This window comes from Bdellovibrio bacteriovorus, assembly GCF_001592755.1.
GTDB classification, from domain to species: Bacteria; Bdellovibrionota; Bdellovibrionia; order Bdellovibrionales; family Bdellovibrionaceae; genus Bdellovibrio; species Bdellovibrio bacteriovorus_E.
Genome location: NZ_LUKF01000019.1, coordinates 55,699 through 71,157 on the forward strand (window position 1 = coordinate 55,699; position 15,459 = coordinate 71,157).

General features: G+C 44.8%; 13 protein-coding genes. 3 read left to right on the forward strand and 10 right to left on the reverse strand.

The window, feature by feature from the left end; genetic code table 11:
• Nucleotides 1–126: 126 nt before the first annotated feature.
• On the reverse strand, nt 127–1,749 hold the full coding sequence (locus AZI85_RS14920) for a peptide-binding protein (protein WP_063244820.1): 1,623 nt from the start codon (nt 1,747–1,749) through the stop codon (nt 127–129).
• Between the two features lie 148 nt (nt 1,750–1,897).
• Here AZI85_RS14920 and AZI85_RS14925 point away from each other — a divergent pair, with 148 nt between their 5' ends.
• The 3 genes from AZI85_RS14925 to AZI85_RS14935 all read left to right on the forward strand — a co-directional run bounded on the left by AZI85_RS14925 (nt 1,898) and on the right by AZI85_RS14935 (nt 4,912).
• Complete coding sequence (locus tag AZI85_RS14925) at nt 1,898–2,953, forward strand: agmatinase family protein (RefSeq protein ID WP_063244821.1); 1,056 nt, start codon at nt 1,898–1,900, stop codon at nt 2,951–2,953.
• Nucleotides 2,946–3,305, forward strand: coding sequence for an arsenate reductase family protein (locus AZI85_RS14930; protein ID WP_063244822.1), 360 nt, complete (start codon nt 2,946–2,948; stop codon nt 3,303–3,305). Before AZI85_RS14925 ends, AZI85_RS14930 begins: the two co-directional genes overlap by 8 nt.
• Nucleotides 3,306–3,751: 446 nt before the next feature.
• Nucleotides 3,752–4,912 carry a mechanosensitive ion channel family protein gene (locus AZI85_RS14935; RefSeq protein WP_063244823.1) on the forward strand — a complete coding sequence of 387 codons (1,161 nt, stop codon included), beginning with the start codon at nt 3,752–3,754 and terminating at the stop codon, nt 4,910–4,912.
• Here AZI85_RS14935 and AZI85_RS14940 read toward each other — a convergent pair.
• The 9 genes from AZI85_RS14940 to AZI85_RS14980 all read right to left on the reverse strand — a co-directional run bounded on the left by AZI85_RS14940 (nt 4,909) and on the right by AZI85_RS14980 (nt 15,451).
• Entirely contained in the window at nt 4,909–5,277 is a 369-nt protein-coding gene (locus AZI85_RS14940; protein ID WP_063244824.1) for a hypothetical protein, read from the reverse strand. The two genes, AZI85_RS14935 and AZI85_RS14940, sit on opposite strands and share 4 nt — an antisense overlap.
• A gap of 91 nt (nt 5,278–5,368) precedes the next feature.
• On the reverse strand, nt 5,369–5,992 hold the full coding sequence (locus AZI85_RS17695) for a hypothetical protein (RefSeq protein ID WP_063206155.1): 624 nt from the start codon (nt 5,990–5,992) through the stop codon (nt 5,369–5,371).
• 108 nt (nt 5,993–6,100) lie between these two features.
• The gene (gene dinB, locus AZI85_RS14950; protein WP_063244825.1) at nt 6,101–7,171 is read right to left on the reverse strand and encodes a DNA polymerase IV; all 1,071 of its coding nucleotides are present in this window, start codon (nt 7,169–7,171) and stop codon (nt 6,101–6,103) included.
• Nucleotides 7,172–7,203: 32 nt separating this feature from the next.
• Nucleotides 7,204–8,040 carry a lysophospholipid acyltransferase family protein gene (locus tag AZI85_RS14955; RefSeq protein WP_253721022.1) on the reverse strand — a complete coding sequence of 279 codons (837 nt, stop codon included), beginning with the start codon at nt 8,038–8,040 and terminating at the stop codon, nt 7,204–7,206.
• Between the two features lie 41 nt (nt 8,041–8,081).
• The gene (locus AZI85_RS14960) at nt 8,082–8,645 is read right to left on the reverse strand and encodes a hypothetical protein (protein ID WP_063244826.1); all 564 of its coding nucleotides are present in this window, start codon (nt 8,643–8,645) and stop codon (nt 8,082–8,084) included.
• 84 nt (nt 8,646–8,729) lie between these two features.
• Entirely contained in the window at nt 8,730–11,078 is a 2,349-nt protein-coding gene (locus AZI85_RS14965; RefSeq protein WP_063244827.1) for a phosphoenolpyruvate carboxylase, read from the reverse strand.
• The gene (ligD, locus tag AZI85_RS14970) at nt 11,075–13,606 is read right to left on the reverse strand and encodes a DNA ligase D (RefSeq protein WP_063244828.1); all 2,532 of its coding nucleotides are present in this window, start codon (nt 13,604–13,606) and stop codon (nt 11,075–11,077) included. Before ligD ends, AZI85_RS14965 begins: the two co-directional genes overlap by 4 nt.
• A 2-nt stretch (nt 13,607–13,608) precedes the next feature.
• The gene (locus tag AZI85_RS14975) at nt 13,609–14,469 is read right to left on the reverse strand and encodes a Ku protein (protein ID WP_063244829.1); all 861 of its coding nucleotides are present in this window, start codon (nt 14,467–14,469) and stop codon (nt 13,609–13,611) included.
• Between the two features lie 106 nt (nt 14,470–14,575).
• Nucleotides 14,576–15,451, reverse strand: a complete 876-nt coding sequence (locus AZI85_RS14980; protein WP_063244830.1) for a GNAT family N-acetyltransferase — start codon at nt 15,449–15,451, stop codon at nt 14,576–14,578.
• Between the last annotated feature and the right edge of the window lie 8 nt (nt 15,452–15,459).

Below are 15,459 nucleotides of genomic sequence, written 5' to 3' on the forward strand. Positions count from 1 at the left end.
CACAATACTTTTACGATGAGAAAAGATAGTTACGCTGTAATACTATTTTTAGTGAGGCGCAAGAAAGAAGGCGTACAATGTACGCCTTCTGGAAAAAAAATTAATATGTCGGCGCCTGGGTGAAGACTATTGAGCCTTCAACCACCAGTAATCTCTACCGATCTCATATTTGAATGTCTCTGCAGGCATGCCCATGCGAGATGAGTTAGCATAGAAAGCGTATTTATCGTTGAATAGGAACGCGTATGGAGCATCTTCAGCGATTTTAGCGTAAACCTTTTTCAAAGCCGCTACACGTTTAGCCTTATTCGGCTCAACACGAGCTTCGTCGATCAATTTGTCTACTTCTGGGTTTTTGTAAGCGATGAAGTTAGATCCACCCGCTACAGAGCTCGCAGAGTGCCAGATTTGTTTTGGATCTGGATCTACAGAACCGCCACCCCACGCCATTGTCACAGCGTCGAAGTTGCCTTCGTCAACAAGCTTCAAGAATGAGTTCCACTCAAGATATTTCAACTCCATATCGATGCCGGCTTTTTTCAAGTCTTCACGATACATAGTGTAGTATTTTTCAGTGTCTTTTGATGGGTAGATCAAAGTGAATTTGAATTCAGAACGCTTGCCGTTCACTTCTTTTTCTAGAACGCCGTTTTTGTCTTTATCAGTCCAGCCAGCTTTAGCCAAAAGTTCCTGAGCTTTCTTCGGATTGAACTCTAGAGCTTTGTTGCCTGGGTTGTATTCAGAACGCAAGTAGATCGCACCGTTAGCAAGATCAGACATGCCGTAACGGAACTTTTTATTCATCTCTTCACGGTTCAACAAGTGAGCCAAAGCCACACGCACGTTTCTGTCTTGGAACAACTCTTTGCGGAAGTTCCAGCCGATGAAGCCGTAAGATTTAGGAGCACTGTTTTCAACTTTGTGCTTGATGATTGTTTTGCCCCAAGGAGCACCTTCTGTTTTCTTCATGAAGGCTTCAACACGTAGATCAAGGTAATCCAACTCACCTTTTTTCGCGCGCTCAAGTTCTACGTTTTCATCTTTGTAGAAGCGCATAGTGATTGTGTCGAAGTTGTACATACCAGCGTAAGCTGCATCTTTGTTGCCATACCATTTATCAAATTTTTTCAAAGTGATAACTTGGCCACGGTCAAACTTAGAAAGCACGTAAGGACCCGCGCAGATAAGTTGGCGGTTCATTTTTTTAGATTTTTCGATATCGCTGTAGATCTTCTTAGGGATCACAGTCAATGTCGCTGCAGATTCGAAATTGTTGAAGTAAAGATCACGCGCCGTGAAACGGATTGTGTGCGCGTCGATAACTTCCGCTTTCGTCAAACCTTCGTAGTAAGGGCGCAAGTGAGCCGCTTCATACTTTGGTTCAAAGATAGCGTCGAAAGAAAACTTCACGTCGTCAGCAGTAACCGGAGTGCCGTCGTGAAAAACAGCGTCTTTGCGAAGGTGGAAAGTGAATACTTTATTGTCTTTGGAGATGTCCCACTTCTCAGCCAAACGAGGTTTCCAGTCGTATGTCTCAGAGTCACGAGTCGCCATACCATCACACACGTAGTTTTGTACGTAACGTGAGTAAGCGTCAGTAGCTGTGATCGGGTGAACCGTTGGAGGCTCGCCGCCAAGGTTAAAAACGAAATTTCCGCCTTTTGGTGCTTTAGCATTGGGTGCTGCTGCAAAAGCGGGTGCTGTCAAAGCTGAACTCAAAATAAGAGCTAGGAGACCCTTCATATTCATTGTGATTCCTCCAAAGAATTTCGTAGGGAATTTACGTACTTCCCAAAGTGCGGTTAAAATCGGTTATGCGAGAAAAATAATCAAGTTATTGCTCGATTGACGCTATGCTTAAATGCTATAAAGCTGTCCATTCTCAAGGAGTAAATAAATGTCTGATAAGACGGTGAAATTCGATCCTACCACAACCATTTCTGCAGAGTTTGGAATCTTCGGTATTCCTATGACAGAAGAAGAGTCCAAAGTCGTTCTAGTTCCGGTTCCCTGGGAGGTCACAACTTCTTACGGTGAGGGTGCTTCACGCGGTCCTCAGATCATCCGTCAAGCCAGCGAACAGATCGATCTTTTCGACATCGAAGTCGGCAAAGCTTATGAGGTCGGTTACCACATGCGCGACTTCCCCGAAGATCTTTGCGCGATGAATGACAAATTCAAAGCCGTCGCCCAAGAACTTATCGAAATGCGCACAAACTTGAGTGAAGACGAAAAGAAAATGAACTCTTTGGCAGCGCAAGTAAACGAAGCCTGCGAAGAGATGTCGCAATGGGTTTACGACCAATGTTCTGACGTTCTGAAAAAAGGAAAACTTTTAGGCCTGGTGGGAGGCGACCACTCCACGCCTCTTGGAGCCATCCGTGCGGTGAGCGATAAATTCAAAGGCGACTTCGGTGTTTTGCACATTGATGCGCACGCGGATCTTAGAAAAGCCTATCAAGGCTTTAAACAATCTCACGCTTCGATCATGTACAACGTGATGACAGACGCGAAGAAACCAAAAAAGTTGGTTCAAGTTGGCATCCGTGATTTCTGCGAAGAAGAATACGACTTCAGCAATTCACGTGAAGACATCAAGACATTCTATGACTTGGAACTAAAACGTCGCATGCTGAAAGGCGAAACCTGGGAACAAGTTTGCAAGGACATTATTAAAGAACTTCCACAAAACGTTTATATCTCTTTCGATATCGACGGCTTGGATCCAGCCTTCTGCCCTCACACGGGAACTCCAGTTCCGGGTGGCTTGAGTGTGGATCAAGTGTTCTTTTTGTTCCGCGAAGTACACGCTTCTGGCCGCAAGATCATCGCTTTTGACTTGAATGAGGTTTCCACGGGCGGCTTGGAAGAGCACGAAGTGGAATGGGATGGAAACGTCGGTGCCCGCATTCTTTATAAAATGTGCGGTTGGTTGGTGAAGAGCAATGCTTAAGGTTTACGAATACGCGAAGTGCTCAACGTGCGTGAAGGCACTTAAGTTTTTAGACGCGAAAAAAGTAAAATACGAAAAGCTTCCGATAGTGGATAAAGCTCCTTCACAAAAAGAGCTTAAAGAAATGCTTTCCGCCTTGAAAGAGCGCGGTGGCAGCATCCGTAATCTTTTTAACACTTCAGGTGTTATGTACAAAGAAATGAAGTTGAGCGAAAAGCTTCCGAATATGACGGAAGCTGAAGCCATCAAACTTCTTTCTGAAAATGGTAAACTTGTAAAAAGACCTTTTGTTATTTCTAGTGAAACTCATCTTGTGGGCTTCAAAGAAGATGAGTGGAAAAAAGAATTCTAATTCCAAATAAAAAAAGAGGAGCGTTTCAAGCTCCTCTTTTTTGCCGCCGAAATTTCTTTTCCTAAATACTTATTCCAAGAAATCTGCTTCGCTCATTGATTCAGGTAAAATCATCTTTGAGTTTTTGGCGGTCTACGGCTGTGAGGTCGATGGTGTAATGCTTCAGTTCTATTCATTTTATAGACGAAGTATATGCCGGCGAAAACCATTGCAAAAAATAATATCACGACGGTTAAGCTGACCATAATTACCTTCTTCCTTCAGTCGTTACAAAGACAGTTTGCCACTATGAAAAATGAATTTCGACCCCACACTGTCAGCAAACAATGAGGTCGGGGCGATTTTGTAGTTTTGTCCTGACTTTCCCCACATTCGGCCCGGCAGAATTGAACAAATTCCAAATCTATTTTGCAATAAACAGGTCTCGTGGCGTGAAAGGAATTTGGATGTTTGAGGATTTTCAGAACTCAAAGATGATGCATGATTTGCAAGTCGTTGCAGCTGCCGGAGGTCCTTGGCCTTGGGTCTTTGCACTTATTGGTGCCATCTTAGGAACCTTGGTCATCAAAGCTATTCTAAAAGCCATAGCTCCCCGATTGACTTATATAACTTCGCGCACATCACGTCAGCTTGATGACATCTTAGCCGCCTGTCTGACGTCGACGAAATCATGGTTTATTTTTGTTTGGATTTTCGTTCCGATTCTTCATGCCATGAATGCAGATGACCGAGTGCTTGCCTTAGGAAAAGCTTTGTTAGTTTTTGCAACGGCATTTCAGATAGCTCTTTGGGGATTATTTGCAATCCATCGTTGGCGCGACAATTATCTTAAAAAAAAGACGGGCACAAATTCGAGCACTGTTTCGGCGATGGGTATCATCACGACGGTCTTGCAAGGCACGTTGATTGTGGCTCTGGTGCTTATCAGTTTAAGCAACCTGGGTGTGAATATTGGAGCATTGCTTGCGGGCTTAGGCGTAGGTGGTATCGCTGTAGCCCTCGCCGCCCAGAATATTTTGGGCGATATGTTCGCATCACTTTCAATTGTGCTTGATAAACCTTTTGAGGTCGGCGACTTCATCACCGTTGGACCGCAAATGGGAACGGTTGAAAATATCGGAATTAAAACCACCCGCGTAAGAAGCTTGTCTGGAGAAGAGCTGGTTTTTTCCAATCGAGATCTTTTAGACAGTCGTATTCAAAACTTCAAACGCATGTGGAAAAGACGCGTGCCCTTGCGCTTTAGTGTTCCCCACACAACGCCCCTTCCCGTTATTCGACAAATACCGGGATGGATTTCTGAAATCGTGAAGCGACAAAAGGACATCGAGTTAGAAAGAAGCCATCTTGATGCTTTGGGATCTTCATCCGTTGAGTTTGAGTTCGTGTATTGGGTGCAGACCCCGGACTTCAATGCGCACATGGACATCAAACAAAATATATTATGGGGAATTCAAGAAAAACTTCAGTCACAAAATGTGCGTTTGGCCTTACCAGGGCAATCACTTTATATTGAAGCACTCCCAGAAGTCGTAGAAAAAAATTACGCGGAAAACACTCCATCAGATCCGAAGAAAACCCCGAGTGGTCCGGCTCTGGATCACTAATGAAGTGGAGAAGTCACCTTCCCCGCAAACCCCATGACGAGCCAAGCGTCAACAATGACAATCTCGACAACGGCATCATAAAGATAAACTTTCGATATCACTTTTTTAGAGACATAATAGATGTCTGCACCAGCCAACATCAGAGGTGCGCCGGCACCCAAAATAAAAAGACTTGTAGAAACTTCGTTGAGGAAATAGGCCGCCAGTAAAACAACACCAATAATCGTGATAAACCAACCTACAATACACAGAAGCCATACGTCCGTTTTTGGACCGGTGATTTTTGCAAAACTAGGATAGTGAAGAATGGGCCAAAGCCCCGTGATTAAATAAAAAAGAGATTGTCCCAACAGCAAAACACTCATGGAACTTTTATAGAAGACTTATCTACGAAGGTAAACTTGGCTTTCGACACTTCAGGAAGGGCGGACGTAAAGCCCTTCCTGAAATTTCTTATTACATACAAAGAGTCGCGCCGGTTTCAGGGCTGCAACCATTCCAGAACGTTTTTTTGCAATACATGTTTTGTGGAGTTTTCCATTTTCCTTTAGCCATGCAAGATTGCCAGTAGGCACTTTGCACATCGGAAGCTTCGGCATCAAAGTCCGCCACAACTTCTTTCATAAGATCGCGCGCTTGTGCTTCAGACATATCCAGTTTCAAAGCCACAGCTTTGATTGTTTCTGTTTTTGGCAGGCTGCGATTTGAAATAGACTTGATCGCTTTTTCGTTCAAACCAATAGCCTCAAATGCCGCTAATCCTTGAGTTGGAACTTTGTCAAAAGCTGCTTTAATTTGTTCCGCAGTTTCGAGTTTGATTTGGTGTCGCTGAGCGAATGCCACCACATCTGGATTTGCTTCAACCAAGCCTGGAACTTCGGCGCTCCAACAACGATGTCGTCCGCATTGACGATAACGTGGAGGACGACGATCATGATGGTGATGATGGCCATCATGGCTGGAGCCAATGCCAATGCCGATGGCAACGCCGATAGCTCCTGCTGCAATATCCGAAGAGTCACAGCCTGTATTACAAAATAGAGTGGTGATAAGAAGCCCTGATAAAATAATCTTCTTCATAGTGGTCCTTTCTTTTACCGATGTCTCAATGACACCGGCTTTAAGCCGTGGACCAATAGAGCAACGAGAGTGCCAAAAAAAGTGTCACCAGTTGGTAAGTATTATAAATTAAATCGCGAACTTCAGTTGCGGCGAGTCACCATTCTCTGAAGGTTTCTTCTGTGATCCCAAACGCACGCCTAAGCCCACTAAGCGAACAGGGACACTTCGACGAAGCCAGGCTTTTTCTAAAAGACGTTCAAAGTCTTCTTTCGTAGGAACCGACCTTGCGACTTCTTCATGTGTGGTTTGTTTAAAGTCATAGAATTTCAATTTCACCACGAAGCCACGAATGCGGTCTTCATATTGTCCTTTTTCAAGCCGACGCAAGAAATCTTCGTACAGTGTCGGAATGGCTCTGCGGCATTCTTCAAGGCTTTGTAAATCTTGATTGAAAGTTTCTTCAACGGTTAAAGACTTTCGCTCCCATTCGGTCACGACGGCGCGATTGTCTTCGCCCCGTGCAAAGTCATAAAGTTCTTGAGCGCGCGATCCAAACCAGTTGTGAAGCTCTAATACAGTGTATTTCTGGATGTCACCGCAGGTGTGCAAGCCCAGATCGTGCATCTTCTGCGCCGTCACCTTCCCCACACCAAAAATCTTTTCTACCGGCAGGTCTTTCACGAAAGCAGAAACATCTTGAGGTCGAATGACAAATTGACCGTTCGGCTTTTTCCAATCGCTGGCGATCTTTGCTAAGAACTTATTCGGAGCCACTCCCGCAGAGGCCGTCAGATTCAACTCCGTAAAAATAAGTCGACGGATTTCTTGCGCAATCAAGGTCGCACTGCCACCAAAGAGCTGACAGTCGGTGACATCTAAATAAGCTTCATCAAGCGACAAAGGCTCAATCTTGTTCGTGAATCTTTCAAGAATTTCGCGAACTTTACGGCTTTCATTTTTATATAAGTCGAAATGAGGAGGGATCAAAATCAGATGAGGACACAAACGAACCGCTTGCGAAGACGGCATTGCTGATCGCACGCCATACTTGCGTGCTTCATAGCTTGCCGTCGTTAAAACGCTTCGGGTGTTGGGTGGACCGCCAATGCCCAAGGCTTTCCCCTTGAGCTCCGGGCGGAACTTCACTTCCACCGCCGCGTAAAAGCAATCCATATCAATGTGAATGATCTTCCTCATTTACACATTATTTACATATGTATTTTAAGAAATCAAGTGGGATCTACCTGCATTTCTGCGGGAGGCTGATCTTCTACTGGAAGACCTTTTACTGGAACAAACTTAGACGCAATCAACGCATGAGCTTTTTCTGCGATCACACCGCGATCATCTTCGGGAGTCGAATGAATTTGCTCTAAGAATTCGATTTCACCAATCACAGATTTTAAAGTCGCCGCTCTCCACATCGCAGTAGCAAATGGGATATCTCCGTACCAGCAAACATGATCACGCCATTTCAAGGTGAAATCTTCTCCGTTAATTTTACGGAAGTTAATGACGACCGGCTGAATAGGCACACCGGCGTGAGCTGCCGCCATCATCAAAGTCTTTTTAAATGGCAAAACTTTTTCGCCATTGGTGGAAGTCGCTTCTGGATAAAGCACCACACGGAATCCTTTTTTCAAAGTATTCACGATGGTTTTCATTTCTTCTAAAATGCGCGTGCGACTGCGGCGCTCAACATAAATACAGCCACCCATTTCAGTCAAAAGACCCAGAAACGGCGTTTCGCGCATTTCATTTGAAGTTACAAAAACCATCGGCGTGCAAGAGGCTAACATCATGATATCGATGAAGCCCATGTGATTACTGATAAGAAGAAATTTTTCGTTGTCAGCAGGCTTATTCTTTACCAGAAGTTTTAAGCCCATAGCTTTAATAATCAGACCACTAAAAAACTTTGCGTTTGCAGAAAACGTCTTCAAACGTTTTTCAGGTGAACGTAGAGCGAAGTGGCAAACAAATGACCAAATCAAAAACGTCAGAATGATTACGATAAAGACTAAAATTTTAACGACGCCGCGAACGCCCGTAACAATATTTTCCACAGGCCCCATTTAAAACCTGTGCGGCAAAAATGGTCAAGAAATCAATTCGCGCAGTCGACTTCTTCTATCGACAGAATCAAATCGCGGGTAAAAACGCGACCTCGACCCTCGCCCATCACCGTGCCCGCCAGGTTTCCACGCAGGATGGCTGAACCACCACAACTTGTTTCAACAACGGCTCCTTGTTGGCCCAAAGATTTTTCAAGTTTTGAGGTTTGCTCTAAAGCTTCGACTTCCAAGGTCTGCTTTACAGACTGCTCTCCTGCTTTAAAGATTTCCAGATCTACGCGAGCGCGCGTGTTTGCAGGATATGCACGAAGACTTGTTGTTTGATGAGAGTCTGACACGACGATTTTTTTGCCGGCCGAGGCTTTAAGATTTAAAGCAAAAGTGCAAGTGCCACGGGCGACCCGCTTGTCTTCATCTTTGCGAATATAAAGACCCGTAGGAATTAAAAAACGATGAGTCGCAATTTCACGGACTTCGTGAGTTCCCACCGCAGTTTCACAGGCATTGCCCGCAATTTCCACCGTGTCGAGAGTTAATGCTTGCGCCTGCATCACACAGAGACTTGTTGCTGCCGCTAAAATAACGCCTTTACCCATAAATCCCCCTTTTTGTCTGGAGCTTTTTGCCACCAGGACAACCCCTAGTAAAGCGCCATTCAAAGAAAGTGCCAGGATACTTTTCTATCCCGTGGTCAACATGCCACTGGCAACACCGGTGACAGTTTCCCGAAGCAAAGTGACATCTTTTTCTTTCAAAGCAATGAGCTGAAGAATATTTAAAGGATGTATTAGCGGCGAGCGAAGCGCGATGCTGGTTTCCAACCAAGGACGATACCACAAAAGGCTTTCTTCACCGGTGATTTCGCGTACCGCCAGTCGACATTGTTCGTATTCTTCGGTGAAACGTTGAACCATTTGTTCAGCGACTTCTTTAGGAAGTTCTGAAGAGTGCAGATACATCGCAAATATCTCGAGTTCTACTTTTTCCAGGGTGAAGCCCAAAAGTTTAATATAAGAACGAAACAGAGACGATTCTACGAACGCACGAATGAAATGAACCTTTCCTTCTTCATTCAAATTTTTCCAGAAACTGCCAACGCCCCACCAGCTTGGAAAAAGAATCCGTGTTTGAGTCCAACATAAAACCCAAGGAATCGCGCGCAAGTGCTTAATATCCACGGAGCCTTGTCGCTTTGCCGGGCGAGATCCTAATTTTAAGTCTTTCAAAAAGATGTAAGGTGTCGCCGTTTCAATCAGCTGCAAGAAGGCAGGTTCTTTTAAAAGCTCCTGATAGGAATGCTGCACGAACTGAGAAAGTGTTAACAGGTCCTTTCGGGCGCGCGGACTTTCAAAGCGGTCTTCTCGCTTCTGACTTTGATCGCGAGCCGACTCCAGTCGATCCAACTGACTTCGCAGAATTTCGGACGAGCTGTAATTGCGATAAATCATCTCTCCTTGGACTGTGACCTTGACCGTGTTCAAGGCAGAATGGGGCCACCACTCCGTTTGCTCTTGGATACTGCCCCCACCCCGTTCTACACTTCCGCCGGAGCCATGAAAAAAGACAGGTTCTAAGCCATGGGCCTTAATCACTTTTTCCAGTTCACGAATCGCCGAATAAATTAAAAAGCGAGAAGGAAATGATCCGTTCTCTTTGGCTGAATCAGAGTATCCCAGCATCACTTCAAATTTCTTCGACCATAAATTTTCAATGTGTTTGCGACGGGTGGAATTTTTTAAAAATTCTTCGACGATATTCACGCAAGAGCTGAGGGAATGGGCGCTTTCGAAAAGTGGAATAACCGGAAGTCGGGCTTTTCCCAGATACTTTTCCACAAGCTGAACACCGGCAATCAGATCTTTGGCGCTTTCAGTTTGGCTCATAACAAAGCCGCGCACATAGAACCGAGGATCGTTTTCAGAGGCGATCTTGCCCAGCAACTGAAGCATGCGGGAAATCGCGGATTTCCGCGAGGACACTTTGAGGGCCTCGTGAACCAGCGAGGCTTCTTCTCGCAACTCTAACGGCACCACCAGCCCCGGAAATACTTTTAGTAAAAGCTTGATCTCGAATAAGACGGAAGACTCTACACCTAAGAATCGACGATAGTCTTCCAATAATTGATCCAAGGTCTTTTGAAGCAATTTAGTTTTTTTAGAATCGCCAGGCTTTATTCGTTTTAATTGAGAAAGAAGCTTGCGCATGTTTGCAGCTAAACCCAGAAGCTGTTCCATTTCACTTTGATGTTTTCCGAAAGTATGCTCTAAGGGCTCAAGGTCCTTCATAAAGAAGGAAAATTTGTCTTGAATCCACTGCAATAGAAATTGCCGAGCCATCTGCAAACTTCCCAAAAGAGTCTTTTCATTCACTCCGGGATGGCCGTCTTTGTCGCCGCCGACCCAAGAGCGAATATAAAAAGGAAGTTTCTGGGAACTTTGTTCAATAAACACACGCATCACATCTTCGTGCAACGCCAAAGAATAAATATATTCGGCCTCATCCATCACCGAAGGTTTTCGCTGCTTCGACATGGGGATGCGCCAAGTGATTTTCAAAAGAGCAAACAGTTCTTCCGTGTCCTTATCCTGTTCACTTTCTAAGTGTCTCTCTAAAAGTTTTTGAATCTTTTTAAAATAGTAAATGATGTCAGGGTTTCGCGACTCCGTCGGGTGCGCTGTCAGAACATGAACAATGTGACCATAACTATGGCCCTCTTCAGAGACGACTTTCGTCTCTTGACGAAGACGGTGTGTTCGATAAGCCGACTCACATGAATTGATCAGTTCTAACATTAAAGCAAAGGCATGAGCTACGGCATATTGGTCTTGCCTTGGAAGATGGCTCAAATCGTTTTTAATTTTAAGAAGACCCGGTAGCTTTCCACCATCCTCGGTCTTTACGTATTGACGTAAGGACTCAATACGATCAAATCCCTCTTCACCAAGCTCAGACTTAATCACCTTTCCCAGTTCGGTGACGGACCAGTTCACAAGATTCGTAAGCTCTTTGGGCAGTTGTTCTGGATTCATAGAGCCGGCTTTAAGATCGAGATTTTTTGATTGTACTTAAAATAGTCCTTCCAAGGGTCGACCTTGCGATGTTTAAGGTGTTCAATAGCTTTCTCTAAGGTAAATTGATCGGGCCCTTTGATCTTTTTTAAATCCTTCCAGTCAATCGGCATTGCCACGGCACTCTTTTCTCGCGCACGAAGCGAATATGGCATCACCGCTGTTGCTCCACGACCGTTACGAAGATAATCTACGAAAATCTTTTTATCCCGGGCCTTTTTAGAAATAGTTGTTGTATACATATCGGGATTTCGATGAGCCATTTCCTGCGCCAAAGTTTGCGAAAAAGACTTGATCTGATCCCAGCTATAAATCGGTGCCACCGGAATATGGACGTGCAAACCTTTGCCTCCCGATACTTTCAGAAAACTTTTTAATCCTAAATCGTCTAGTATTTCCTTTAAATCTTCGACGGCTTGAACAACTTGCTTCCACGAGGTCCCCGGTCCCGGATCAAAATCCATGACGATAAGATCGGGATGTTCCACAGCTTCTCGGCGGGATCCCCACACGTGAATTTCAAAAGCACCCATTTGTGAAAGTGCTAGAAGTCCTTCCGGCGAATCCAAGGTCAGGTACGCCTTCGTGCCGCTTTTTTCCTTAATGCTGACCGGAGTGATAAACTCGGGCACTGTTCCAGCAATATGCTTTTGGAAAAAGCACTGCTTCGAGGTCCCCTCGGGGCAACGCAAAAGATTGAGAGGCCGGTCTTTCACGTGCGGAAGAATAAGATCCGCATGATCCTGATAAAATTTAGCGACCTGAATTTTCGTTATCTTTTCCTTAGCATAAAGAATCTTATCGGGATTTGAGAGCTCTCCTCGAAGATATTCATCAGAGACCTCTTGTCGCTTAGAAACCTTGGCCTTCTTGGCGGTTTTTTTCTTAGCTGAAGAAGACTCTCCTAAAACCTCTTTTAATGGCTTCGCCTTTTCAATATGAATTTCTTTAGCGGCTTTATCTTCTCGCAGGCCATGAAAGACCGCGGTTCTTAGAATTTTATCGGAAGTCCAATTCCCGAAGGTCACTTCGGCAACCAGCCCTGGCTTCAACCAATGCGTGCCTCTTTCACGAGGAGATTTAATATCAAAGGGAGATGTCTTTTGTTCTCTTCGCGATAGTTTTTTTAGAATGTCTTCGATTGATTTTTCTGTAAACCCCGTTCCGACTTTTCCAACATAGCGAAGCTGATCGCCTTCATAGACTCCTAAAAGCAGGGCGCCAAAGGACGCACGCGCGCCCGTTCCTTCAGTGTATCCCCCGATGACGAACTCTTGGTGCAGCTTGCACTTGGTTTTAACCCAAGAACTGCCACGGCGGGATTGATAAGTGCTATCTTGGTCCTTTGAAATAATACCTTCGAGCTGATAATCACAGGCTTCCTTAAAAAGATCTTTTCCGAAGCCTGCCATATGTTCACTATAGCGAATCAAAGGTTCATTAAGACCCTCGATGAGTTCTTTTAAAAGTTCTTTTCGTTCGATCAAAGGACGGTCTCTTAAGTCTTCACCGTCTAAGAAAAGCAGGTCGAAAACATAAAAAACAAGGCTATTCACTTCGTGAGCTTTTAAAGAATTTTGAAGTTTCTGGAAATCACTTCGGCCTTCTTTATCTAAAACGACGATTTCGCCATCTAAGATGGCGTTGGCGACGGAAAGTTTTTTAAGACTCTTTTCAATACCAGGATATTTTTCGGTCCAATCCAAACCACTTCGAGTGTAAAGCTTCAACTTTCCCTTTTCGAAATGGGCTTGGGTTCGATAGCCGTCAAATTTCGTTTCGTGAATCCATCTTGTGCCTTCCGGAACGTCAGTCACTAATTCCGCCAGCATGGGCTTAATGAACTCAGGCAGCCCTTTTACTTTTTTCTTTTCTTTGGCTGCTCTTTTGGCGGGGCTTGCCTGCTTTTTTTTTAAAGGTGATGAAGTCGCTCGTGCTGAACGATGAACATTCCCCTTTTCATCTTCAATGGGAACGACCTCATCATTTGGAATTACGTATTCATCAGTTCTTTTTACTAAAAGCCATTGAGATTTGTTGCCACTTGCGGGACGCCCCGTTCTTAAAAGCATCCACTGTCCATGCAGTTTTTTACCCTTAAGTTTAAATTCCAGGTGTCCTTTCTTAAGACCTTCGCGCACGCTCCCGATAGGCTCCCATGTGCCTGTATCCCAGATGTAAACGCGCCCGGCCCCGTATTGTTTTTCAGGAATGACGCCTTCGAAGGAACCATAAGAAACCGGATGATCCTCAACTTCCACTGCCAGACGTTTGATTTTGGGATCGTGTGATGGTCCCTTGGGAACCGCCCAACTTTTTAAAACTCCATTAAACTCTAACCGAAAATCATAATGCAGATGAGAGGCATGATGCTCTTGCACAACAAACATCAGTGTCTCATCCTTAGCCTTCTTTGTCCGGCGAGGCGTGGATTTAGGTTCGGAAGTAATCTTAAAATCGCGTTTTTTAACGTACTCACGAAGAGGCATACTTACCTCCGACTGGCGTTAGCCGCACGCTTCGTCGGCGCACGGGAAGAAGTTCTTTCCTTCTTGTTTTTGGCTTCGATACTTTTTCTTAAAAGAGGCAAAAGGTCGACGACGTTCGTAGACTCTTCCACACGCTCTTCTTTCGGAGCTTCTTCGATAAATTTACCTTTACCTTGTTTCACCTTGGCCTGAATCCGCTTCATTAAGTCTTCATAGTAAGTGTCTTTGTATTTTTCGGGTTTCCATTTGGAAGTCATACCCTTGATTAAATCCTCGGCCATTTTCAGTTCGCGATCGCTGAAGTTCACTTTTTTATTCACTTCTTTCATGTAATCGACTTCTTTAATGTCCTTCACGGCGTGGGCAAAACGCAAAAGCTCCAAGACAAGATAATCTCCACGCGCCATGATGGCGCATAGATGTTGCTTTGTGCGGATAACGATTTTAGCGACGGCCACTTTTTTAGTGTGCTCTAAAGCTTCTTTTAAAAGGAAGTAGCCTTTCTCGGCGCCTTTTTGCGGAGCCAAGTAGTAGGGTTTTTCAAAAAGCATCGTATCGATCTCATCAAGCAAAACAAAATCCTCGATATCAATGGTCTTTGTTGCTTTGGGATTGGCTCTATCAAAATCCGTGTCGTTCATGACGACGTATTGACCCGATTTGTATTCAAAGCCTTTGACGATACGGTCATAGGGGACTTCACGGCCGGTTTTAGCGTTGATCTTTCGATATTGAATATGGGAAAGATCTTTTCCGTCTAGAAGTGAGAAGTGGATGTCTCTGTCCTGCTGGGCACTTTGCAGTGAAACGGGAATATTCAAAAGACCGAAGCTGATACTGCCCTTCCAAATATTTGAACGCATACTCCCTCCTATCTCTATAAAAATAGTCGGGATCAAGGAAGGACACAAAACGAAGCAAAGGCCTGTGATAAAACTCACATGCCTTCTTAGTGTGACAAATCAAAAACTATACTTGAGTCTCATCCAACTTGAACTTTTTCCACAAAGTTCTGTTGAGATCTTCGCGCTGAAGAATTGTTAAAAAGTCGATGCACTGGAACTCACGATCCCACGCGGGTTCTCCCCCCAACGAGGCGCCAATCTTCAAATAAGCGCGACAAAGAGGTGGAAGAAGTTCTTCGGCTTGGGCTCTCTGAGTCTCCGTGAGAGGGCCGCGAACTTCATCCAAGAAATAACTAAGCATAGGCATCGTAAAAGCCAAAGTCGGCCGAGTGCGGAAGTTTGCAAACACACGACCTTCTTCTTCAAAATAGCGAGTCAGTAAGGCGGCATCACGCGGATCATCGGTTTTCACCGTCGCACAACCGAATAGAAGTTTCGCCTCGGTGACCGCCATGTATTCTGCAATCCCTTTCCAAAGAAGCGAGATCAGAATTCCACGGCGATGATCCTTGTGGATGCACGCGCGCCCCAGTTCAAGCTTCACTCCCGGTTGCTGCATGATATTGCCCATCATGAACTCTTTAGAGGAATAAAAGTTCTGAGTGAACAAAGAACAGTTCAAGCGGTAAGTGCCCACAATCTTGTCCGAGCGCTTTTCTTTAATAATCAAGTGATCGCAGTCAAAGTCGAATTCATCCACATCCACGCCATGCAGGGCTTTTTTACCCAGCATCTCGCGGTGGAACACTTCATAGCGTAAAGCCAAAGCTTCCTTCAGTTCATCGACATTAGTGACGGTTTTAATTTCAAAAGGACCCACTTCACTGCGAATTTCAACTTTAGGTTTGAATTTGTGAATACGGTTCAGGCGCAGTTGATAGAATGACTGCAGATTCAAGGAAACACGCTCAAGGCTGGTATACGCTAGCGAGTTGATCATAAGGCCCC